The organism is Bradyrhizobium sp. AZCC 2262 (assembly GCF_036924535.1).
Lineage (GTDB): Bacteria > Pseudomonadota > Alphaproteobacteria > Rhizobiales > Xanthobacteraceae > Bradyrhizobium.
Map to the genome: position 1 here is coordinate 2552323 of NZ_JAZHRT010000001.1, position 21497 is coordinate 2573819.

Below are 21497 nucleotides of genomic sequence, written 5' to 3' on the forward strand. Positions count from 1 at the left end.
ATTTGGCGAAGGATCTCGAGCGGACGTTCTTTGGTGACGTCGCGGGCTCGAGCTTGAATCGACAGGCGTCTTTCAATCCCGTGAGCGCGCGAGGCCCCGCCGGACATTGAGTGGTGGGTAAGATCGGCGTTACGCGGTTGCTCGCAATCGATCGCAACGGCCGATCTGACGATGTTCCTGAACCAGGGGTCAGATGCTGGATGCAATGCACGCGGGCGATAACCGTGTGACCTAGAAAGTGGCAAAAAAGGCGTTCTCCGTCAGCGGTGACTGATCTACTTCTTTGTTGGTCGAGGGAGAGGCCAATGGTTCGCGGCGTTCGATTCCACACGTTCGGCGGTCCCGAGGTTTTGCAGATAGAAAACGTGATCGTACCGGAACCGGGTCCCGATGAGGTCCGCTTACGGATAAAGGCCATTGGCTTGAACCGAGGCGAAATCCTGATGCGATCCGGAAGGGCCGCTACCAGGGCGAAGTTACCCGCGCAGCTTGGTGTGGAAGCGGCCGGGATAATCGAGGTCGTGGGATCGGATGTAAAGAATTTTGCGATCGGAGATCGCGTGGCAGTCGTCCCCGGAGACCTCGGACGCGGTTACTACGGCGAGGTCGCCCTTGCGCCTGCCAGGACACTGGTCAAGGTCTCACCCACTCAGAGCTGGCAGGACGCAGCGGCGACCTGGATGGCATTCGGCACCGCATGGACAGGGTTGGTCGATATAGCGCGCCTCTCCCGAGGCCAAACGGTACTCATAACGGCCGCATCCAGCAGTGCGGGTCTGGCTGCCATCCAGACCGCACGCAAAGTCGGCGCCAGTCCGGTCGCGTTGACGCGAACCCATCTGAAGGCCCCGGCGCTGCTCGAAGCCGGAGCAACCCATGTCATCGCTACCGAGGAGCAGGACGTCGTTGCGGAAGTAGCCCGGTTGACGGGAGGCAAGGGCGCCGAGGTGGTGTTCGACGCCGTGGGCGGCCCAGCCCTTGAGAGGCTTGCCGAAGCGAGCGCGACAGGCGGTTTGCTGCTCACCTACGGTCGCTTCAGTCCTGAAGTCACACCGCTGCCGCTAGCGCAGGTCTTGTGGAAGGACCTGACCATCCGAGGATTCGTTCTTCCGAACGCGGTGGTGCACGACGAGAAGCTGGCGGCCCTGAAACAATTCGTCGGCGAAGGACTCGCATCCGGCACGTTACGACCGATCATCGCAAGAACGTTCCCCTTCGATGAGATCGTAGCTGCCCATCGGTATCTCGAATCCGGATCGCAGTTCGGCAAAGTGGTCGTGACCGTCTGATGTAGCCCAAACACGTCTACCGCGCTTTCGGCGCTTGAATTTGAGCCCATAAGGTCGCGGCACCAAGGCATTTCGCCACAATGGCAAATCGACGAAATTCGAGACCAGGGAAAAGGGGAAACAAACGTGCTTAATCCTCCGAATTTCCGGCTCGAGGGTGAAATTGCCGTCGTGACTGGTGGCGGCAGCGGTATTGGACGGGCGGTCGCGCTTGCATTCGCCGCGGCGGGCGCGCAGGTCGTGGTACTCGACGCGCGCGCGGCCGCGGCCTCTGAGGTCGCCGAGGAAATCGGTATCTCTGGGCATGCGCTCACTGTCGACGTGACGGATGGGGATGCAATCGAACGGTCTTTCGCCGACATCTCGCGTCGTTACGGTCATATCGACGTTCTCTTTAACAACGCAGGCATAAATCGCCGTCAACCGTCGCTCGAAATGGCCTTGGCCGACTGGAATGCCGTCATAGCCGTCAACATGACCGGCATGTTCATCTGTGCCCGCGCGGCAGTGAGGCATATGGTTCCGGGCGGCCGCATCGTCAACACAGCTTCGATGCTGGGATTGTCCGGAGGTTGGTACCCCAACATTGCCTATCAAGCGACCAAGGGTGCCGTGGTGAACATGACCCGGTCCTGGGCGGTCGAGTGGGCTCCGCGTAAGATTCGGGTCAATGCCGTTGCTCCCGGTCCTGTCCGGACGCCGTTCATCGCCGCGCTGACCGATCAACCGGATCTCGTGGCCCAGCTCGAGCAACTCACGCCACTGCGCAGGCTCGCGGAGGTCGAAGACATCACGGGCCCGGTTCTATTCCTGGCGAGCTCAGCATCGGCAATGGTCACGGGTCACATCCTTCCAGTCGACGGGGGAATGCTCGCGCAATAGCACGGCAACCAGCAAATTTTCGGGATAATGCCGGCCCGCATCTCAAGGCGAGTGCGGCCGATTCCAATCACAACCGGGGAGCAAGGGATATGTACAAGGGGTTCGATCTATCAGACAAGGTTGCCGCCATCACGGGGTCGACCGCCGGCATGGGATTGGCGATTGCGCGGGGCCTCGCCCAATGTGGCGCGAAGGTCGTGGTCTCCAGCAATGACAAGGAAGACACCGATCAAGCCGCGCATGCGCTGTCCAAGGAAGGCTTCCAAGTCGCGGGCGTACGATGCGACATCACCGACAGAAGGGGTATCGGACCCTTCGGCGCGGAAGCAAAACGAGCCTTTGGCAAGGTAGACATCCTGTTCTGCGTTGCGCTCGGGCCGCCTCCCATGGGGCCGGTAAATGATGCGGATCTGGAGACACTGGACCGGCTTCTGATCTCGACGGTGAGCAATAACCTCGCGCTTGCCCAGCAATTCCTGCCGGAGATGGCGGAGCGCCGCTACGGCAGCATCGTGATGATGTCGAGCATCGCTTCGGAACGAGCGAGCCCGAACCTCGGTGCGTACGGCGCTGGCAAGGCGGCCCTAAATGGAATTGTCCGAAGCATTGCCGTTGAATGGGGGGCGTCGAACGTCCGAGCGAATGCCATTGCGCCATCAATGGTTCGAACCGCCTTCTCCAAGGACTTCTGGGGTGATCCGGAGCGGGAGAAAACGCGAATGGCCAGAACTCCGGCAGGTCGCTTGGCGGAGCCTGAGGAGGTCGTTGGCGCGGCGATTCTGTTAGCCTCACCCGCGGGGTCGTATATCTCCGGCCAGGTGCTGTTTATCGACGGGGCGCGCTCGGTCACCTGAAAGTCGGCTCACAGGTCCGACCTGCGAAGCCGCTTTGGTGGCGAAAGTCCCCGAGCACGACGCAAGCGCGAATGTCGGCCGTGTTTACGCGCAGAAGCTAAGTGTCGAGAAAGACGCAAGTCCATCCCACGCGACTAGAGGCTAAACATACCGGAAGGCGTGCGGTTAGCGCAAACGACCATGTCACGCCGAGACGCTTAAACCGTTCAGCTTGAGCGCATCTATTGTCATCCGAGCAAATCTCGGGCCGAGCACTTTCAGCTAACCGAGCAGGAGCGACGCAGCTAGCGGGCGCGCCCCATAAACTGTCTCGCACCGAGTATTAGCATCCACATACGATCTTCGTTGTGTCCTAAAACGTGGCGGATATGACGTTTCGCTCGGATGGTCGCGGCCCTATGTTTTGCGCCGTATGCCTTGGCGCCGGTCTCCCGCAACCAGAATAGGAAAGCGCATGCAACCGATTGCCATCGCCAACTGGAAGAGTTTCTTTTCGACAGGGGACCGTTCGTTGTTGGAAGCGTGTCTCACCGAGGAAGTGATCTTCGAGTCGCCAGTCGTACATACCCCGCAAGTCGGCAAAGCGACTACAGTGAAATACTTATACTCAGCGCAACGAGTGTTCTACAATCCGAGTTTTGTGTATTTGCGCGAGTGGGTCAACTCCAACTCTTGTGTGTTGGAACTGCAGACCATGATCGATGGCGTTTCGATAAACGCGGTCGATATCATTTCCTGGAATGACGACGATAAAATAACGCGGTTCAAGGTCATGATACGGCCCCTCAAAGCCATTGCGCTCGTGCATCAATTGATGATGCACGAATTGGTCAAGCATGCGCCAACGTCATAGAAAGTCGAGCACCATGTCCCGAGCTTGCAAAAATCGGTGAGGCGTCAATGTGGCCCGCGATCTTTATCTTCCGGCGTCAAAGTCCCGCGGATGCGACGCAGCTTCGGGTTGGCGCGCGCTCCGTAGCGCGAACCAACACGGCCTGCGGCATCAAGCCAAAGGTCGCAATGCGGAGCCGATCTCGTGCTGGTGGATGATGCGATCGCCATCACGACGTTCTAAGGCAACCGCGACGATGGATCGAGGCAGTCACCGGGCATCGGCTCAGCGGAGGCCAAAGCGCGCGGATTGAAGACCTGCCGTGTTTTCGTAAACCTTGGGAAAAATTGAAGATGGGGCAACATCGATTGAATGCGTGGCCCGCGCGGTTGCCGCTGGTGATGGAACCGCCTGCGGGATCGCTGTGGGATTGCTTGGCCATAAGCGCCAGGCGGTATCCCGACAGATCTGCGTTGATCTTCTTTGGCCGCCAGATCAGCTACGCCGAGCTCCTATTCGCCGTCGAACGTCTTGCCGCACGCCTCACTTCGCTCGGCGTCGGAAGCGGCGACCGTGTCCTCGTCGTTATGCAAAATTGCCCGCAACTGATTATTGCGCACTACGCGGTGGCGCGGGCCAACGCGGTGGTCGTGCCGGTCAACCCGATGAGCCGCGCGCAAGAGTTGCGCCACTATGTCACTGACGCGAAGGCCCATGTCGCCATCACGACCGGCGACCTCGCGGACGAGGTGGCGTTAGCGAGCAATGGCTTGGCTGGCGGCCGGCTTCGCCATCTCATCGTGAGCCAGTTTGACGATGTGTTGGAAGGAACCGACAAGTCTCGCATACCATCGCAATGGCGGAAGTGGCTGGATGAGCGTCATCCACTGCCGAACTTGTTGGAGGGGGAGCTGCATGCTTGGCAAGACGTTATGCAGTGCAAAGACGGGGCGCCTTCCTTGCTCGCTGGTCGAGATGATCTCGCGCTATTGCCTTACACAAGTGGTACGACGGGAGCGCCTAAAGGATGCATGCTGACGCACGCGAACCTGGTGCTCAACGGGATCGCGACAAGCCTCTGGCTCGACAAGACATCAGAAAGCGTTGCATTGGCGGTTCTGCCGCTGTTTCACATCACGGGGCTGGTGTGCGTATTATATGCTTCAATATACGCCGGTAGCACGATCGTGATCATGCCTCGTTGGGATCGCGAGTTGGCGAGCCAATTGATTGCGCGACACCGGGTAAGCCATTGGACCTGCATACCAACGATGATCATAGATCTGATGGGCAGTCCAAAACTCGACGAGTACGAGCTTTCCAGTTTGGTCTATCTCGGCGGCGGAGGCTCAGCCATGCCTCAGGCCGTTGCCGAGCGGTTGCTTGAACGGTTTGGGATCCGCTTCGTCGAAGGTTATGGTCTCACGGAAACGTCGGCAGTTACGATTTTCAATCCATGCGATTCGCCAAAGCTACAATGCCTCGGCGTGCCGTTCATCAGCGTCGACGCGCGCGTGATCGACGTTGAATCCAGCGCTGTGCTGGCGGCCGACGAGACGGGCGAAATCGTCATTCACGGTCCGCAAGTATTTGTCGGATATTGGGGGCACGAGGAGGCAACCGAAAAGGCATTCGTGACGATCGACGGCAAGCGTTTCCTGCGAACCGGTGATTTGGGATACCGAGACGTGGACGGATATTTCTTCATCATGGACCGGCTGAAGCGCATGATTAACGCTTCCGGCTACAAGGTCTGGCCCGCCGAGCTCGAGGCCGTGATGTTCCGTCATCCTGGAATACAGGAGGTTTGTGTCATCGGCGCCAGTGACTCGTATCGCGGCGAAACCGTCAAAGCCGTGGTCGTGCGTAAGAGGGCATTCAACGAGTTGACTGAACAAAATATCATCGATTGGACGCGAACGCAGGTCAGTGCGTACAAGGTGCCCCGCATTGTTGAGTTTGTGGAGGCGCTGCCGAAAAATGCGTCCGGCAAGGTCATGTGGCGTCAACTTCAGGAAGCCGAGTTATCGCGATCTGCCTTGCCCGCGGCGGATAAATAGAGAGGCCGCGATGAAGGTGGCGACGACAACGCAGAGGCCCCTGGAGGGCCTGCTGCAAGCGGATCTGCCCATGCAAGCGTCTCGCTTTTGTTGATCTCGGATCGTGAAGAATACCCGACGTCCTAAAAGGTGGCGAATATGACGTTTGCGTCGAAGTCACGCGAACGTATGCTTTGCGCGAAACGCGAGAGCCGCCGTCATAGCGCGTGCGCTCGGCGCCCAGGCGACATGACGTCGAGTTTCACGGATCGGTTCGCGGCGGAAGGAGAATCAAGTGAGCAAGTGGAGCACACGAAAATGGGTCTTGGCGTCGCGCCCAACCGGTAAGCCCGAGGCAAGCAATTTCAGATTTGAAATTGAACCTGTCGCCGAGCCCGGTGACAGAGAGCTGCTGCTGCAGACAAAATTTCTCTCGCTCGAACCTTACATACGCGCGCGCATGGACGAGGCAAAGTCCTACGCACGGTCTACGGCGGTCGGCGAAGTCATGTTCGGCCGAACCATCTCCGAAGTGGTGACCTCCAACCATCCCGATTATAGCGCCGGCGACATCGTGCTAGCTAAGGCCGGATGGCAAACACTGAGCCTTTCAAAAGGCGAGGACCTTCGTAAGCTTGATCCGAAGATTGCTCCTCCCACCGCATTTGTAGGAGCGCTGGGGATACCCGGCTCCGCCGCCTACATTGGAATGAGGGTGATTGGTCAGCCGAAGCCCGGCGAGACCGTCGTCGTGGCCGCAGCGAGCGGGCCGGTTGGCTCGCTTGTCGGGCAACTCGCGCGTAGAGCGGGGGCTCGCGCCGTGGGAATAGTGGGTGGCGCGGAAAAATGTGCGTTCGTGAAAGACAAGCTCGGTTTCGATGAGGCAGTCGACCATCGTGCCGCTGACTTCGAGCAGCGGCTCGCGGCGGCATGTCCGAACGGCGTCGATGTCTACTTCGAAAATGTTGGCGGAGCGGTGTGGACGGCGGTGTTTCCGCTGCTCAATCAATTTGCGCGCGTGCCGGTGTGCGGGCTGGTCTCGCAATTCGGGGCGCCAGTTCCGCCCGGACCGGATCGTGTGCCGGCGACGATCCGCCAGGTTCTCTCCAAGAGCCTGACCATTCGCGGGTTCATCGTTGATAACTACCCCGAGCTGTTCCCAGATTTTGAGCGGGAAATCGGCGCCGCGTTGAAGGATGGAACCATTCGTCAGCGCGAGGACATCGTTGACGGTCTCGAGAACGCGCCGGTTGCGTTCATGGGCATGCTCGAGGGACGCAACTTTGGGAAACTGCTTATTCGAGTGGCAGATTAACTCAATCAAGCGGGCTCACGCCGGGCGCCGGTCCTAGCACGTCGATCGTCGAAGGGAAGTCGTTGAGCGTACCCGTGAGGGCCGAGAGTTAGCAGCGCGCCCGCAACGGCCAAAGGTGAAGAGCGTCTCATGAATTTTTCAATGTCCGATAGCCAGCGTGACTGGTTGAACCGTCTCTCGTCCTTTATGCACAAACATGTGTATCCTGCCGAAGAAACCTATAAGGCGCAGGACGCAGCCGGCGGGCGCTGGAAGGTCATCCAAGTCGTCGAGGATCTGAAACGGAAGGCGCGGGTCGAGGGGCTCTGGAATCTGTTCATGCCGCCGTCCGCGCACGAGGACGATGAGTTTCGGGGTGCCGGTCTTTCCAATCTCGAATACGCCCTACTTGCCGAGGAGATGGGACGGGTCTCCTGGGCCTCGGAGGTCTTCAATTGCTCCGCGCCGGACACCGGCAATATGGAGGTGCTGATACGCTATGGCAGCCGGGAACAGAAGCGAACCTGGCTACGTCCCTTGATGGACGGCGAGATCCGCTCCGCATTTCTGATGACCGAGCCCGACGTCGCATCGTCCGATGCCACCAATATCGAGACGAGCATCAGGCGCGACGGGGATCAGTACGTCATAAATGGCCGGAAATGGTGGTCGTCGGGCGCGGGCGACCCGCATTGCAAGGTGGCCATCCTCATGGGCAAGACCGACGTCAGCGCCCCGAGGCATCAGCAGCAGTCCCAGATCATCGTGCCACTCGACAGTCCCGGCCTCAAGATCGAGAAGATGCTCCCGGTATTTGGATTCGACGATGCGCCGCACGGCCACGCGCAGATCTTGCTCGAAAACGTCCGCGTACCCGCGAGCAACATAGTGCTCGGCGAGGGCAGGGGTTTCGAGATCGCTCAGGGCCGGCTCGGTCCCGGCCGTATCCACCATTGCATGCGCACCATTGGCGCGGCGGAAGCCGCGTTGGAGAAGATGGTGAGGCGACTATCGTCGCGCACCGCGTTTGGCAAAAAGATCGTCGAATTTTCGGTCTGGGAAGAGCGCATCGCCACGGCGCGCACCGAGCTGGAGATGACACGGCTGCTTTGCCTCAAGGCTGCCGATATGATGGATAAGCTCGGCAATAAGGCCGCACAGCTTGAAATCGCGATGATCAAGGTGGCGGCCCCAAAAATGGCGCTCAAGATCATCGACGATGCGATCCAGGCGTTCGGAGGGGCCGGCGTCTCAGATGATGCGGGTCTGGCCAAGACGTACTCGCATATCCGCGCGTTGCGCATCGCGGATGGTCCCGATGAAGTCCACAATCGTGCGATTGCGCGCCAGGAATTGCGCAGATACGCCAACGCGCCGATCGCATAGTCGAACGGGCGACAGCGTGGCACAGGGCGTAAAGCGAGACGAGGAATACGCCGGTGTTAAGCCGATCGAGGAGCGTCATCGCATCGATGAGACGAGTCTCGATCGGTGGATGCACCAGAATGTCGCGCATTATGCGGGGCCGCTTAAGATCCTACAGTTTAAGGGCGGTCAGTCAAATCCGACCTATCGCGTCGACACGCCCGGCGCCTGCTACGTTGTGCGTCGCAAGCCGTTCGGCAGACTGCTTCCGTCGGCACACGCCGTTGACCGTGAGTTTAGGATCATTTCTACCCTGCACAAGCAAGGATTCCCGGTCGCGCGACCTTACGCGCTGTGCATGGACGATGAAGTCATCGGGGCGGCATTTTACGTCATGTCGATGGAGGAGGGGCGGGTATTTTGGAATCCGACTCTCCAAAATCAGTCAGCGGAGGATCGGCGGCTGATGTTCATCGACAAAATCCAGACGCTTGCGAGGCTTCACAGTTTCGATCCGCGGGAGATAGGCCTGGGCGACTTCGGCAAGCCTGGCAACTATTTTGCGCGGCAGATTGACAGATGGAGCAAGCAATATCGCGCCTCCGCAGTTGAGTTCATCCCGGAAATGGACCGGCTCATCGAGTGGCTACCGCGCACGGTGCCGCAGCAGGAAAGGGTGTCGGTCGTCCACGGCGATTACCGCCTCGACAATATGATATTCCACCCGGTCGAGCCTCGCGTCATCGCCGTCCTGGACTGGGAGCTCTCCACGCTTGGCGATCCGATGGCCGATTTCGCCTACTTGCTGATGCAATGGGTGATGGACGGCTTGAAAGGTGCCGATCTCGCGCGGCTCAATATTCCGTCGATTGAGGAGGCGGCCGACATCTATTGCGAGGCGTCGGGGCGCTCGTCAATTCCGGATATCAATTGGTATCTCTCCTACAATCTCTTTCGCCTGGCCGCAATCACCCATGGCATCGGGGCACGCATGAGGGACGGCACAGCCGCGAGCGCCAAGGCGGCCGAATCGGCGGCGCTCAGCGTTCCCCTTTCGCAGGCGTCGTGGAGCTACGCCCAAAGAGCCGGTGCAATCTAGGAGGACGCTCTGGAAGCGTCGAATCGTTGCGCAGCTGAGCGGCGACAGGGATGTCACGAACGTCGCCACGACTTGTTTCCAATTCTTCAGGGAGAAAAAACGACATGAGCACAGCAACGAGTTCAGCGGAGCAAATCCGAACTGAGGTGCACGGTCACGTGCTGAAAATCATTATCGACAACGTGGCCAAGAAGAACTCCTTCACCCCGCAGATGATGTTTCAGATGTCCGACGCCCTCACGCTTCTGGACAAGACCGACGAATATTGGGTTGGTGTCGTTTGCGCCGACGGCGGTGACTTCACGGCTGGGTTGGACATGCCGAAGTTTTTCGGTCCCAAAGCCGAGAATTGGGAATTGAGAGACGAAACGATCGACGTCTTCGCTCTCGCCAATAGATGCCGCAAGCCGATTGTCACCGCCGTACAGGGCATCGTCTATACGATCGGCATCGAGATGATGCTGGCGGGCGATATCGTTATCGCCGCCGATGACTGCAGGTTTTGCCAAATGGAATCCAAGCGCGGCATCGCGCCGTTCGGGGGCGCGCACTTTCGTTTCCTGACAAGGGCGGGGTGGGGCGACGCCATGTACCATTTGTTTCTATGCGACGAGTTCACCTCCGAGCGGGCCTACAAGATCGGCCTCGTGCAGGAGGTGGTGCCGGCGGGCCGGCAGATCGAGCGGGCCATGCAAGTAGCGGCAACCATCGCGAAGAATGCGCCGATCGGAATTCAGGTAACGAAGGAGGCGGCGTTGAAGTTTATCGAGGACGGCGAGCAGGCGGCTGTCGACTATATTCCAAAAATCAAGGACCGCGTCTTCAACAGCGAAGACTTCAAAGAGGGAATCCAGTCATTCGTCGAACGGCGCGCCGCGGTGTTCCGTGGCCGGTAGCACTGATCCGGCACAGCTGAATTGTTCAACAACGGAGGAGAACCAAACATGGGCAGCGTGAAGAAGGCGTTTGATCTTGAGGGAAAGACCGCACTTGTCACCGGCGGATCGCGCGGACTTGGATTGCAGATCGCTGAAGCGCTCGGCGAGCAGGGAGCAAAGATCGTCCTGTCGTCGCGCAAGGCAGCCGATCTGACGAAAGCGCAGGAACACCTCGCGGGTCTAGGCATCAAATGTGATTGGATCGCGGCTGACAACGGTAAGGACGAGGACATAAAGCGGCTCGCGGACGAAGCCGTCGCCAAGCTGGGTAAAGTCCATATTTTGGTGAATAACGCCGGCGCGACCTGGGGCGCATCGACGGAAGATCATCCGATCGAGGCCTGGGACAAACTGATGAATCTCAACATCCGGTCGCTGTTTCTGCTCAGCCAGAGGATCGGGAAACTGTCGATGATTCCGAACAAGTACGGCCGGATCATCAATATCGCTTCGGTTGCCGGCCTTCGAGGCGGCACGGGCGAAATGCAAATGATCGGCTACCATACGAGCAAGGGCGCGGTGGTCAATTTCACGCGCGCGCTAGCTGGCGATTGGGGCCGCTACGGGATTACCGTCAACGCGCTCGCACCGGGATTCTTCCCGTCCAAGATGACAAAGGGCACGCTCGAAGCCGTCGGCGTGGAGAAGCTGGCCGCTGGCGCCCCCTTGCACCGCATCGGCGACCAGGATGACCTCAAAGGTGCCGCGATCCTGTTCGCAAGCGATGCCGGCAAACACATCACCGGACAGATACTTGCCGTGGACGGCGGTTTGACCGCTGTTTTGCCGGCCTAGCTACTCACCGAGACCATGAACTCTCCGAGCTTTCAGTACGCCGCATCCACAAGCCTCACTCGGAGAGCTATGAGCCCGCTTCGCTCGCGCGACGCGCATGGGGGCACGCGACCTGGCAACAGCCGTCGTCTCCCGGGATGGTGTCGCGCGGAGGGGTTGGCCCACCGGCATCAGATGCCATGCGATCGAAAAGGGAGGCGCGCGCGAATGATCATGGCGGTTGGCCAGCAAAGTGCTGGTGCGGACATGAGAGGCCGCAGCTCGAATGGGACCGTACCCCGTGCGATCGACGGCGATTTAGCATCGAAGGCCGAACCGAGAGGAGCGAAGATTTAGCATGATCGCGGAACACGAGACGTTTGGTGGGACCTGGCCGTTCGCGCCGCGTTATTTTGAAGGCAGTGGCTTTCGGATGCATTACGTCGACGAAGGGGAGGGCGAACCCATCATTTGCCTCCACGGAGAGCCGACATGGGGTTATCTTTATCGCCACTTCATTCCCCCTCTCGCCAAGACCAACCGCGTGATCGTGCCGGACCACATGGGTTTCGGGAAGAGCGAGACACCTCGTGATCGCGAGTACTCACTCAAGACCCACGTCGAGAACCTGGCGCATTTGGTCGACGAGCTCGACCTCAAGAATATTACCTTCGTGATCCAGGATTGGGGCGGCCCGATCGGAGCCGCTTACACGTTGCGTCATCCAGACCGGGTCAAACGGCTATTTTTGCTCAACACCCTGACGGGTTACGGGCGAGCAAAATCCAGCGGGCTCACGCCGTGGTTTCAATTCATCAAAGAGCATCACGAAGCAGGAACCTTGCATGAAGTGCTGGGGCATCTCAATGTGAACGTTCTCGGCATCATGAAAGCCATCGGCTTCGAGAATATGGCCGCCGTCGATGCCAATTGGGTTGCGGCCTATAGCGCGCCGTTCCCGAGCAAAGTCGATTGTCTGGGTGCTATTGAATTTCCGTTGGACGCGCTTCTTGGCCGCATGGTGCCCTATGTGCGCGAAGGGTTTCCCTTCATTGACGGTTTGAAAGCAAAGCCCGCCATGCTCGTGGTGGGCATGAAGGATAAGGGTATTGCGCCCGGTGCGCAGATCGCAGATTTCCGGGGCATTTGGCCCGATCGTCCCGTTATCGAGCTTCCTGGGGCGGGTCATTTCAGCCAGGAAGACGCTCCGGACACGATCGTCGCTTTGATTCAGCTCTTCATCCAGAGCACGTGACACGTAAGGGAAATACCGTGACCTACGAAACCCTCATCTACGGCGCGGCGAAAGAAGTCGTCCGCATCACGATCAATCGGCCAACGCAGTTGAATGCGATCAACGTGCTGACGGCAAGGGAGCTCTCGATTGCGGCGAGGCAGTGCAGCGCTGATCCGGCAGTACGATGTGTCGTGCTGACCGGTGCCGGCGATCGCGCGTTCTGCTCGGGTGGTGACGTGGCCGGCTTTGCTTCGGATTCCACACGGGTCGATATTCTGCTCGAGGAAATGACAGAATATCTCGAGGAGGCGATCTCAGTATTCGCGCGCATGCGCGCACCCGTCATTGCTGAGGTCAACGGCGCGGTAGCTGGCGCCGGTCTCGGCTTGTTGGCAGCGGCGGATCTTGCGATTGCGTCTGAAAAAGCAAGATTCACCAGCGCCTACACCAAGATCGGGTTGACGCCCGACGGGAGCACGACTTGGTTTCTGCCGCGCCTCATCGGCCTCCGCCGCGCGAAGGAGATGTTCCTGCTGAACCGGTCGTTGTGCGCGGAAGAGGCAATGGCTTGGGGATTGGTCAATCGCGTGGTGCCTGCCGCGGGCCTGTCAGCCACCGTTGCCCAGGTTGCCGAACAGCTCGCCGCCGGTCCAACGGAGGCCTTTGGGTCCGTCAAGCGGCTTCTGCTGCTCAGCGGCGGTGAAAGCCTTGAGCAGCAGATGAAGCATGAATCAGCCTCCATCGTCCAAATGTCCCGGTCACGAGACGGCCTAACGGGCGTAAAGGCATTCAAGGACAAAGTGGAACCGAGCTTCGTCGGGAGATAGGTACACCGCTTATGGTTCTCGCAGCGCCATGCGAGAACGCCACTCACAGTATCGTTTACATCCGGACATCTCGGAACATCTCGGATCGTTATGCGACGTCTTGATCGCTAGAAAGATAGGGGCATATGCATGTTGTTGCGGACAAATGCGCATCAGCGCAGGGGCGACTTTGAGTTGGGCGGCCTGACGGCAGCAGGTCGGGCGCCTACGGCGCAGACCGCGTACACCAGAATTCGATTCACGGAGAACACATGAGTTTTTCAAAGCTGTTTGCGCCACTGACCGTGGGGCCATATCGACTGAGCCATCGGGTCATTATGGCTCCTCTCACGCGCATGCGCGCCCAGGATGGGACCGTCGCGGCGCACGCGTTGAACGTCCTGCATTATAAGCAACGGGCGTCGGACGGCGGGCTGATCATCGCGGAAGCCTCCCAGGTTTCGCAGGCGGGGCAAGGATACCCGGCAACGCCGGGAATTCACTCCGAACGGCAAATTGAAGGATGGCGCGATGTTACGGAGGCTGTTCATTTGAAGGGCGGCCGAATATTCCTACAGCTTTGGCATGTTGGGCGCGTCTCGCATTCTTCACTCCAGCCCAACGGGGCGCTGCCGGTAGCTCCGTCAGCGATCCGGATCAACGGCGAAACGTTGACGGCGTCTTGGAAGTCGGTTCCCTTTGAGACGCCCCGGGCTCTTGAAACCGAGGAGATCGCGGAGGTCGTCGAAAGCTTTCGACAAGGAGCGGAAAACGCGAAGCTAGCCGGCTTCGATGGCGTCGAGCTTCATGGAGCCAATGGCTATCTCGTGGAGCAGTTTCTGCAGTCTCGTTCGAACCAGCGCAGCGATCAATACGGTGGGTCGGTGGAGAACCGTTGCCGATTTCTCAAGGAAACGGTCGATGCTCTAATCGATGTATGGGGTAGCGATCGAGTTGCGGTGCGGTTATCACCGTACGGCGTAGCGAATGAGAGTGGAGACGACGATCCGGTATCACTGTATCGTCACGTGCTGAGGCAGCTTAATCCGTTGGGCTTGGGTTATCTGCATTTCATCGAGCCAAGAAGTAGCGGGGCAGGGCGCGCCGACGTAAATCACCAGAATGTTCCCTCGGCGCTTGAACTATTCAGATCCGATTGGTCGGGCGTGCTGATCGGCGCAGGTGGTTTCGACGGAGCCTCCGCCGAGGCCACTGTCGCTTCGGGCAGGGCGGACGCGATCGCGTTCGGTCGAGCGTTCATTGCAAATCCCGATCTCCCGACGCGCCTGAAACTTAATATCCCGCTCAATCCGTACAATCGCGCGACTTTCTACGGCGGTGGCGCCGCCGGATATACGGATTATTCTCGTTATGAAACCTGACGACTCTTATGCTCGACGCAAAGCCATCCCGGAAGCGATGGAGTTGGCTCGCGCCCCGTGCAATATGGTCGGCGATGTCATGAATGTGCCTCTACAGTTCGACGTCCTCCGCTTAACTCCCCTGAAACGTGAACTTGCCTTTGAAGTTACGTGCGCCGTGTTCCGCGACAGCCTTCACGCCAGCCCGCATGTCGTGCGTCTCCAGAAGGGGAGCGCCGACGGTGCCCACAAGGCGATCGGCGGCGCAAGCCCCGTCTTGGGCGGCCGCTCGGATCAGGCGTTTGGTCGCTTGAAAAGCTCGTGTCGGCCCTTTGGAGAGCTGTTTGGCGAATTTCACTGCGTCGCCGTCTAGTTCGGCATCCGGAAGAATTTTCGTCACGATGCCCCATTTTTCGAAGTCAACAACGCCATAAATGGACGTCGAATAGCAAATCTCCATCGCCCGCGCGGGACCGGCACGCTCGCATAGGATCTGTGCGCCTCCAAGCAACGTGGTCGCGCCTATCATGGCTTCCAATTGAGCAAATTGGGCCGTTTCGCTGGCCCACAGAAGGTCACAGCGAAGTACGATTTCGAGGCCGGCAGTCAGGCACAATCCTCGGACGGCCGCGATCGTCGGAATTGGAAGCTCCTGCAGGCGTGCCATGAGCGGAATGTGCCTGACGAGGTGAGCTTCGGCCGCGTGCGTTGACAGGCGCTCAAACATCGCTGGAACGTCGGCGCCGGCACTGAAGTGTTGTCCGTTTGCCTTCAACAATAGTGCGCGGATCGGAGCCGCCGTGACTTCGTCGATTATGTCACTTAGCTGGTCCAGCATTTCCCATGTGAACAGATTAAGGGGCGAGTTTGAAATAGTGACGACGGCGAGGGCATCCTGGATCTCAAGTGTCACGCTGGCCATTTTGTTCTCCGAGCTAATCTTTTGCGAAGAGCGTTTCGTGGATAGTGCGTTCGGCTGTCAAGGGCAGTTCGTTCGATATCGATGGCGCGCCTTTTCTTGATGACGCGCCTTCGCGCCATGTTGTTTCTGCGGTCTCGCGTCGAGGTCGCTCTGAAACGCGGACGATGCGACATATGAGAGTTCGAGGTGCCGGCAGATGCCGTTCTGGGCGCGGAACGGCATTCGCGGATGAGGGGGGCATCGCGAGGTCGTCGGCCGTTGCATTTGAATTGCTCCGGCTAAGCCGGCGACCCGAGCTCCGAGCCGGCGAGAGGGCGGCGACGGATCCGGTCACGCGATGACCAAAGAGGCCGCTCGGCTTGATAATGGAACCGATCAACATCTCGTGAAAGACAATTGTGGTCGAAATTGTATTTCGTTGTGCCTCAAATAGCAACCCCAAGGCCTTATTGGATTCTCGCTCGCTTATTCTAGTAGATCTTGCCATGATTTTGGCCAGAAATCCTATATTTCGGCGAGATTCACGCATGCTTGGGGAGCCACAGATGAACGTTGCTGCGGGTTCGGCTCGGCACTGCGGACGGTATCTTGCAGATGATCGATTGTGAATAAAATCGTGCCGCGGTATTCATGACGCAAATAAGTTTGGGAGTTATGAAGTGGGAGTCTCGAGAGAACAGGCTGCGGAAAATCGTCGCGCGATCGTCTCGGCTGCCACGCAGCTATTCCGGGAACGGGGAACGGACGCCGTCGGGCTCAGCGAGCTCATGAAGCATGCCGGCTTCACGCAAGGCGGTTTCTACAACCACTTTGAATCGAAGGCTGCGTTGGTGGCCGAGGTGCTTGCTCAATCCATGACAGAGGGCACCGCCGAACTTGTGAAAAACGCGAGAGCGCCGGTCGACGGCTCGACCACGGCTCTTCATCGCTATATTGGCTGGTATCTGTCGCAATCTCACCGCGATGACATCGACAACGGCTGCCCCGTAGCTGGATTCGCTGGCGATGCTCCCCGCCTTGGGGCTGAAGCGCAATCACATTTCGTGAGCGGCTTGGACAATCAGATCACCATCCTTGCCGGGCTGATCGCCGAAAGTGGATCACTGGCTACGGTGGGCCATCGCAGGACATTGCGGGAATGGGCAATCAGCCTGCATTGCAAGATGGTGGGGGCGCTGGTCCTGTCGCGATCGGTTGCGGCCTCCGCGCCGGCGTTTTCTAATGAGATTCTGGAGAACGCCCAGCGAGACATAATCCAATCTCTCGATGAGCTTTCCAGCCAAGTTCCTCCTTCACGAAGGCGCGGTTAACTGCAATCGTGGTCCTCTTCGCTGCGTCGCCAGACCCGGCTGCGCCGGAGAAAACTTCGCGCACCGGCGAAAATTTTATCGGTACCACTGCGGGAGTGCCGGATGGCACGCCCGCGAAGCGTGCGATGCGCTCCGGCGGCGTCCGCTGGTCCAATCGATCAATGAACGAAGCGCTCGATCGCGATGGCGGTGGCTTCACCGCCGCCGATGCAAAGCGAGGCAACACCGCGCTTCAGGCCCTGCGCCTCGAGGGCGTGCAGCAAGGTCACGATGAGGCGCGCGCCGGTAGCGCCGATGGGGTGGCCGAGCGCGCAGGCGCCGCCATTGATGTTGAGTTTTTCGCGCGGGATGCCGAGATCGCGCGCCGCCGCCATCGGTACAACGGCGAAGGCCTCATTGATCTCGAACAGATCGACGTCGCCGACGCTCCAGCCGACCTTGTCAAGCAGCTTGCGGATCGCGGGGATGGGCGCGGTCGTGAACCATTGTGGTTCTTGGCTGTGGGTGGCGTGACCCCTGATCTCGGCGAGCGCCGGCAAGCCATCGCGCTCGGTCAGCGAGCGCCGCGCCAGGATCAGCGCCGCCGCACCGTCGGCATTGGCCGATGACGCCGCTGGCGTGATGGTGCCGTTGGGGCGGAACGCCGGCTTCAACCCGGGAATTTTGGCGGGGTCGACCTTCAGCGGAATTTCGTCGTTGCCGATAGCGCGCGGGCCGGCCTTTTCGGTGACCGTCAGCTGCGCGATCTCGGCCTTGAACGCGCCGCTTTCGACCGCCTTGCGGGCCCGGGTCAGCGTCTCCATCGCGTAAGTGTCCTGGTCCTTGCGGCTGAATTGATAGGCTTCGGCGGTCTGTTCGCCGAAATCGCCCATCGAGCGGCCGACCTCATAGGCGTCTTCAAGCCCGTCCATCATCATGTGGTCGATGATCCGATCGTGGCCGGCGCGGTAGCCGCCGCGCGCCTTCGCCAGCAAATAGGGCGCATTGCTCATGCTCTCCATGCCGCCAGACACCACGATCTCGGCCGAGCCGGCGTTGATGATGTCGTGCGCGAGCATGGTGGCTTTCATGCCGGACCCGCAGACCTTGTTGATGGTGGTCGCACCCGTCGCGTCCGGCAGCTTGGCGCCGCGCGCAGCCTGGCGCGCCGGTGCCTGGCCTTGTCCGGCTGGCAACACACAGCCCATGAACACCTCGTCCACGCGTTCCGGCGACAATTTGGCCCGTTCGACCGCGACGCCGATCACATGGGAACCGAGTTTGTGGGCGCTGAAAGGCGTCAGCTCGCCCAGGAATTTGCCGAGCGGGGTGCGGGCGGCGGAAACGATGACGACCGGATCGGAAGCTGTGGCCATGGGGGCGTTCCTTTTTCGCAACCAGATTGCATTGTATGATAATGCTCATTTAATATGACCTCTGGGACAAAATGCAATGGAATTTGCCGCCGGTGAGACGGAAGCAAAAGAAGCTTCGTACGCGACAGCGCATCGTCGAAGTCGCCTCGCGTGGTCTGCTCCGAACCGGCGCAAACGGCATGAGCGTGGTCAATTTGATGAAACTCGCCGGTCTAACGCACGGCGGTTTCTATGCTCACTTCGAGTCGCGGGACGACCTGGTTATCGAGGCTTTCGCGTTGGCCATGGACCGCACTGTCTCGCGATGGAACAAATTGAAAGAAGAGCCTGGTGGCATCGATGCAATCATTGAATGGTATCTAAGTGAAGGTCATCGCGATGCGCCCGCGCAGGGTTGCGCGCTGCCGTCGCTGGGCGCCGATATCGCGCGATCGGGACCGGAGGTCCGACAGGTCTTTTCTACCAAATTGGAAGAGATGATCGATGTGCTGGCTCGTTGGTTTGCGCGGGAGTCCGAAAAAGACCCGCGCCTCTTAGCCGTCGGCGCGCTCGCCACAATGTTAGGCTCTGTCGTGCTCGCTCGTGCCACCGCCGACAAAACGTTGTCCGATACTATTCTCGAAGCCGGCAGGTATGCGGTTCGCAATCAAATGACGCCTCGAAATCAAGAAATGAGTAGCGGATTGTCGCAGAATGGCGCGTGACAGCGATTGCTGCCGACGTCTCGCGGCCCATTCGGCTCCCGTCGTCCAAGATTGCCCTCGGCACGGCTGGAAGGAGAGCCGAAAAAAGAGAGCGAATTCGATGGCGCGGCGAGTGACGGTCGTCCGCCGCAGCGGCGGGCGGGACGCGTGAGGTCACTGTTGTCGTCAGGCAATCTAAGCGGAAAATAGCCTTGATCGATGCGCCGCTAGGTTCACGGTCGTGGCTGCGTCAAAGCCCCGGCGCCGAGAAATCACAATCGTGTCTTATGTCGCGCACGCGAGCGCCTCTCGCAATTCAGCGGTGGTGAGGATTTCATGGGCATAGGTGGGTCCGTCGATGTAGTGCGCTGCGTGCATAGCCTCCTCACTGAGGGCCGCGGTCGCGTCCTTTAGCAGCGTTACATGATAACCAAGCTCCATCCCGAAACGGGCCGTGGCCTCAATGCAAGTATTGGCCAGCAAGCCGATGCAGATGATTCTGCTCGATGCCATATTGTTTGAGCTGATGGTCCAGGTCAGTATTCGCAAATCCGCTTGAGCCCCAATGCTCGGCGATAAGAATGTCATTTCTCTGCACTTGGAAATCGTCGTGAAAGGTGCCTCCCCAGGTGTGCTTCTCGAAGGTCTTTCGTCCATTCGACGCCAACTGATACGGAGTGGATATAGTCACTTGGCGACCATCGGTGATGCGGAACGAAATAGATCTTCACATTCGCTTTTCGGGCGTCCGTGATGATGTTACGCAAATTGTCCAGCAAGTTCACTTTTTCAGCGATATCCTTGGTGCGCTCCCATAGCTTTCCACCCTTACTCAAGAAGTCGTTATAGGGATCCACCAAAAGAATTGCGGTGGATTGAGCGCGGTAAGTAGGGACAGTCATCGGTGGTCTCCGGATTGGCCAAGGCGAAATGAGTTGGAGACGATTGGTCTGACAGGGATGAAATCGCCCGAACCTCCATTGCGACCTTCCCCAAGCAAGCTCGCCATGGTTCGGCCGCGTAGAGTGTCTCCGGGACTATCGACCGCCGTTTGGACGGAGCTGTTGAAGTGATACGAGGGCCGCCCGCCGGAGAAGACGACACGCTATGTTCATGTTTCACCGGATTACGTGAGATACCGAGCGACGCATGCCGCATCCCAGCGGCGTTCTCTGCCGCGTTTTCGATTTCCACCGCGCCCGCGAGTACCATATCGCCTCGACGACCAGCCGCTCGGGGGACGGGAGCCTCTGGAAAGTTACCGACCCGTATGTTACTTTAATAGTAGAGAAAGGTCTGTTACTTTGTCAAATGAGAAATCAGCGGGAGATACGGGAAATGCAGGAAAGGACGCGACCTCGCCGAGGGGCTCCGCCGAAGGGCGAAGCGAGCGCCCGCGAGCGCATCCTCGATACGGCGGTCCAGTTGTTCTACCGCGATGGCATCCGGGCCGTCGGCGTCGATACGATAGTTGAGCAATCGGGCGTGTCCAAGACGAGCCTCTATCGTGTATTCGATTCCAAGGACGCTTTGATTACCGCCGTGGCTGACCGACAGAATCGCGCGTTTTGGGCGTGGTGGGATCGCATCGAGGAGCGGTACGCCGGTGATCCTCGCGCTCTGCTGGAGGGACTTTTATCCGGGATCGCAAAACGGATCCGTCAGCCTAGCTATCGCGGTTGTCCGTTTCTCAACCTCGCGACGGAATTTCCGGCCGACGGCAATCATCCCGGTCGCAAGGTTGCGCGGAGCAATAAGGAGGAAATGCGGGCCCGGCTGGCAACGATACTCACTAAACTCGGCGTGAGCGATCCGCAGCGAAAGGCGACGCAGATCGCGTTACTCATCAACGGAGCGTACGTATCTGCGCTGATCGATGAGCCGGCCAATGCAAAAGTCGACCTTATCGACGCTGCCGTGAAGTTGTCGGAGATTGGCGACGTGAGAGGCGCCTAGGGTCGGCCCGAGTTTTCGCGACAAATGCATTCGCGCGATCTAACATCGATCGGAACACAACAAATGCTCGATGGGGCGGGATAAGCCAAAGTAATAGAGCGGGCTTGATCGCGAGCTTGCGCTTTTCGCCCGTATGCAGGTCGCTCGACCACGAGTGGCTCCGGAGATTGTCAACTCGGCCGACCCATACGGTGCGTATTGAGGCTTTCTATGGAGACGGTTTCTGGCATTGCACCGTCAAAGACAGCGGCGTAGGGGCTTGCGGCGTCCAAGGCGCTGGGGGACGAATAGTTGAGGATTTGGCGCGGAGCATTGGTGGCCACACTGAAACCGAGACACGCCCAGATGGAACGACCGTAACCGTTGTCGTGCCTCACTGTAACTAACCAACAATTACCGTAACTCGCCGCGGTCTCCACCGCCGCGCTAAAATTCACATCGCGACTTCTGGTCTTGGCCCCTTTCCGGATGTGGGGTGACGTCCGAGTCGAGTCTGCTATG

The 21497-nt window shown here is 59.2% G+C and carries 21 protein-coding genes; 16 read left to right on the forward strand and 5 right to left on the reverse strand.

Annotated elements, in window-relative coordinates; all coding sequences use genetic code 11:
* Positions 1-305: 305 nt before the first annotated feature.
* The 13 genes from V1283_RS12000 to V1283_RS12060 all read left to right on the forward strand — a co-directional run bounded on the left by V1283_RS12000 (position 306) and on the right by V1283_RS12060 (position 14791).
* Positions 306-1289, forward strand: coding sequence for a zinc-dependent alcohol dehydrogenase family protein (locus V1283_RS12000; protein ID WP_334386697.1), 984 nt, complete (start codon positions 306-308; stop codon positions 1287-1289).
* Between the two features lie 126 nt (positions 1290-1415).
* The gene (locus V1283_RS12005) at positions 1416-2171 is read left to right on the forward strand and encodes an SDR family NAD(P)-dependent oxidoreductase (protein WP_334386698.1); all 756 of its coding nucleotides are present in this window, start codon (positions 1416-1418) and stop codon (positions 2169-2171) included.
* An 89-nt stretch (positions 2172-2260) separates the two neighbouring features.
* On the forward strand, positions 2261-3025 hold the full coding sequence (locus V1283_RS12010; RefSeq protein ID WP_334386699.1) for an SDR family NAD(P)-dependent oxidoreductase: 765 nt from the start codon (positions 2261-2263) through the stop codon (positions 3023-3025).
* Between the two features lie 454 nt (positions 3026-3479).
* Positions 3480-3878, forward strand: a complete 399-nt coding sequence (locus V1283_RS12015; protein WP_334386700.1) for a nuclear transport factor 2 family protein — start codon at positions 3480-3482, stop codon at positions 3876-3878.
* Positions 3879-4210: 332 nt separating this feature from the next.
* The gene (locus V1283_RS12020; protein ID WP_334386701.1) at positions 4211-5917 is read left to right on the forward strand and encodes a long-chain-fatty-acid--CoA ligase; all 1707 of its coding nucleotides are present in this window, start codon (positions 4211-4213) and stop codon (positions 5915-5917) included.
* 274 nt (positions 5918-6191) lie between these two features.
* Complete coding sequence (locus V1283_RS12025) at positions 6192-7211, forward strand: NADP-dependent oxidoreductase (RefSeq protein ID WP_334386702.1); 1020 nt, start codon at positions 6192-6194, stop codon at positions 7209-7211.
* A 129-nt stretch (positions 7212-7340) separates the two neighbouring features.
* The gene (locus V1283_RS12030) at positions 7341-8576 is read left to right on the forward strand and encodes an acyl-CoA dehydrogenase family protein (protein ID WP_334386703.1); all 1236 of its coding nucleotides are present in this window, start codon (positions 7341-7343) and stop codon (positions 8574-8576) included.
* A 16-nt stretch (positions 8577-8592) separates the two neighbouring features.
* Positions 8593-9654: a phosphotransferase family protein gene (locus V1283_RS12035; protein WP_334386704.1), complete on the forward strand. Its 1062-nt coding sequence runs from the start codon at positions 8593-8595 to the stop codon at positions 9652-9654.
* A gap of 104 nt (positions 9655-9758) precedes the next feature.
* Positions 9759-10550 (forward strand): crotonase/enoyl-CoA hydratase family protein, encoded by a 792-nt coding sequence (locus tag V1283_RS12040; RefSeq protein WP_334386705.1) that lies wholly within the window; start codon positions 9759-9761, stop codon positions 10548-10550.
* Between the two features lie 48 nt (positions 10551-10598).
* Positions 10599-11387 carry an SDR family oxidoreductase gene (locus V1283_RS12045; RefSeq protein ID WP_334386706.1) on the forward strand — a complete coding sequence of 263 codons (789 nt, stop codon included), beginning with the start codon at positions 10599-10601 and terminating at the stop codon, positions 11385-11387.
* Between the two features lie 337 nt (positions 11388-11724).
* Positions 11725-12621, forward strand: coding sequence for an alpha/beta fold hydrolase (locus tag V1283_RS12050; protein ID WP_334386707.1), 897 nt, complete (start codon positions 11725-11727; stop codon positions 12619-12621).
* A 17-nt stretch (positions 12622-12638) separates the two neighbouring features.
* Positions 12639-13430 carry an enoyl-CoA hydratase/isomerase family protein gene (locus V1283_RS12055; protein ID WP_334386708.1) on the forward strand — a complete coding sequence of 264 codons (792 nt, stop codon included), beginning with the start codon at positions 12639-12641 and terminating at the stop codon, positions 13428-13430.
* A 251-nt stretch (positions 13431-13681) separates the two neighbouring features.
* Positions 13682-14791 (forward strand): alkene reductase, encoded by a 1110-nt coding sequence (locus tag V1283_RS12060; protein ID WP_334386709.1) that lies wholly within the window; start codon positions 13682-13684, stop codon positions 14789-14791.
* Between the two features lie 112 nt (positions 14792-14903).
* Here V1283_RS12060 and V1283_RS12065 read toward each other — a convergent pair whose 3' ends face one another.
* Positions 14904-15692 (reverse strand): enoyl-CoA hydratase/isomerase family protein, encoded by a 789-nt coding sequence (locus V1283_RS12065; RefSeq protein WP_334386710.1) that lies wholly within the window; start codon positions 15690-15692, stop codon positions 14904-14906.
* 659 nt (positions 15693-16351) lie between these two features.
* Between V1283_RS12065 and V1283_RS12070 the strand changes: the two genes are divergently transcribed.
* A complete protein-coding gene (locus tag V1283_RS12070; protein WP_334386711.1) occupies positions 16352-17002 on the forward strand; it encodes a TetR/AcrR family transcriptional regulator in 651 nt (216 codons plus the stop codon).
* Between the two features lie 158 nt (positions 17003-17160).
* Here V1283_RS12070 and V1283_RS12075 read toward each other — a convergent pair whose 3' ends face one another.
* The gene (locus V1283_RS12075) at positions 17161-18357 is read right to left on the reverse strand and encodes an acetyl-CoA C-acyltransferase (protein ID WP_334386712.1); all 1197 of its coding nucleotides are present in this window, start codon (positions 18355-18357) and stop codon (positions 17161-17163) included.
* 179 nt (positions 18358-18536) lie between these two features.
* Between V1283_RS12075 and V1283_RS12080 the strand changes: the two genes are divergently transcribed.
* A complete protein-coding gene (locus V1283_RS12080) occupies positions 18537-19061 on the forward strand; it encodes a TetR/AcrR family transcriptional regulator (RefSeq protein WP_334386713.1) in 525 nt (174 codons plus the stop codon).
* Positions 19062-19325: 264 nt separating this feature from the next.
* Here V1283_RS12080 and V1283_RS12085 read toward each other — a convergent pair whose 3' ends face one another.
* From V1283_RS12085 to V1283_RS12090, 3 genes are read right to left on the reverse strand one after another with little or no spacing between them, the layout of a single operon-like run.
* A complete protein-coding gene (locus tag V1283_RS12085) occupies positions 19326-19553 on the reverse strand; it encodes an isochorismatase family protein (RefSeq protein WP_442895857.1) in 228 nt (75 codons plus the stop codon).
* Positions 19501-19731, reverse strand: coding sequence for an isochorismatase family protein (locus V1283_RS44670; protein ID WP_442895733.1), 231 nt, complete (start codon positions 19729-19731; stop codon positions 19501-19503). The genes V1283_RS12085 and V1283_RS44670 overlap by 53 nt, the downstream gene beginning before the upstream one ends.
* The gene (locus V1283_RS12090) at positions 19625-19942 is read right to left on the reverse strand and encodes a hypothetical protein (RefSeq protein WP_334386715.1); all 318 of its coding nucleotides are present in this window, start codon (positions 19940-19942) and stop codon (positions 19625-19627) included. Before V1283_RS12090 ends, V1283_RS44670 begins: the two co-directional genes overlap by 107 nt.
* 436 nt (positions 19943-20378) lie before the next feature.
* On the opposite strand from V1283_RS12090, the gene V1283_RS12095 reads away from it, so the two are divergent.
* Positions 20379-20996, forward strand: coding sequence for a TetR/AcrR family transcriptional regulator (locus V1283_RS12095; RefSeq protein WP_334386716.1), 618 nt, complete (start codon positions 20379-20381; stop codon positions 20994-20996).
* The last annotated feature ends 501 nt before the right edge of the window (positions 20997-21497 follow it).

Coding starts and splice junctions, on each gene's coding strand:
- V1283_RS12000 (WP_334386697.1), top strand. CDS start 306: ATGGTTCGCGGCGTTCGATTCCACACGTTCGGCGGTCCCGAGGTTTTG.
- V1283_RS12010 (WP_334386699.1), top strand. CDS start 2,261: ATGTACAAGGGGTTCGATCTATCAGACAAGGTTGCCGCCATCACGGGG.
- V1283_RS12015 (WP_334386700.1), top strand. CDS start 3,480: ATGCAACCGATTGCCATCGCCAACTGGAAGAGTTTCTTTTCGACAGGG.
- V1283_RS12020 (WP_334386701.1), top strand. CDS start 4,211: ATGGGGCAACATCGATTGAATGCGTGGCCCGCGCGGTTGCCGCTGGTG.
- V1283_RS12030 (WP_334386703.1), top strand. CDS start 7,341: ATGAATTTTTCAATGTCCGATAGCCAGCGTGACTGGTTGAACCGTCTC.
- V1283_RS12040 (WP_334386705.1), top strand. CDS start 9,759: ATGAGCACAGCAACGAGTTCAGCGGAGCAAATCCGAACTGAGGTGCAC.
- V1283_RS12045 (WP_334386706.1), top strand. CDS start 10,599: ATGGGCAGCGTGAAGAAGGCGTTTGATCTTGAGGGAAAGACCGCACTT.
- V1283_RS12050 (WP_334386707.1), top strand. CDS start 11,725: ATGATCGCGGAACACGAGACGTTTGGTGGGACCTGGCCGTTCGCGCCG.
- V1283_RS12060 (WP_334386709.1), top strand. CDS start 13,682: ATGAGTTTTTCAAAGCTGTTTGCGCCACTGACCGTGGGGCCATATCGA.
- V1283_RS12065 (WP_334386710.1), bottom strand. CDS start 15,692: ATGGCCAGCGTGACACTTGAGATCCAGGATGCCCTCGCCGTCGTCACT.
- V1283_RS12075 (WP_334386712.1), bottom strand. CDS start 18,357: ATGGCCACAGCTTCCGATCCGGTCGTCATCGTTTCCGCCGCCCGCACC.
- V1283_RS12080 (WP_334386713.1), top strand. CDS start 18,537: ATGAGCGTGGTCAATTTGATGAAACTCGCCGGTCTAACGCACGGCGGT.
- V1283_RS12085 (WP_442895857.1), bottom strand. CDS start 19,553: ATGGCATCGAGCAGAATCATCTGCATCGGCTTGCTGGCCAATACTTGC.
- V1283_RS12090 (WP_334386715.1), bottom strand. CDS start 19,942: ATGACTGTCCCTACTTACCGCGCTCAATCCACCGCAATTCTTTTGGTG.
- V1283_RS12095 (WP_334386716.1), top strand. CDS start 20,379: ATGCAGGAAAGGACGCGACCTCGCCGAGGGGCTCCGCCGAAGGGCGAA.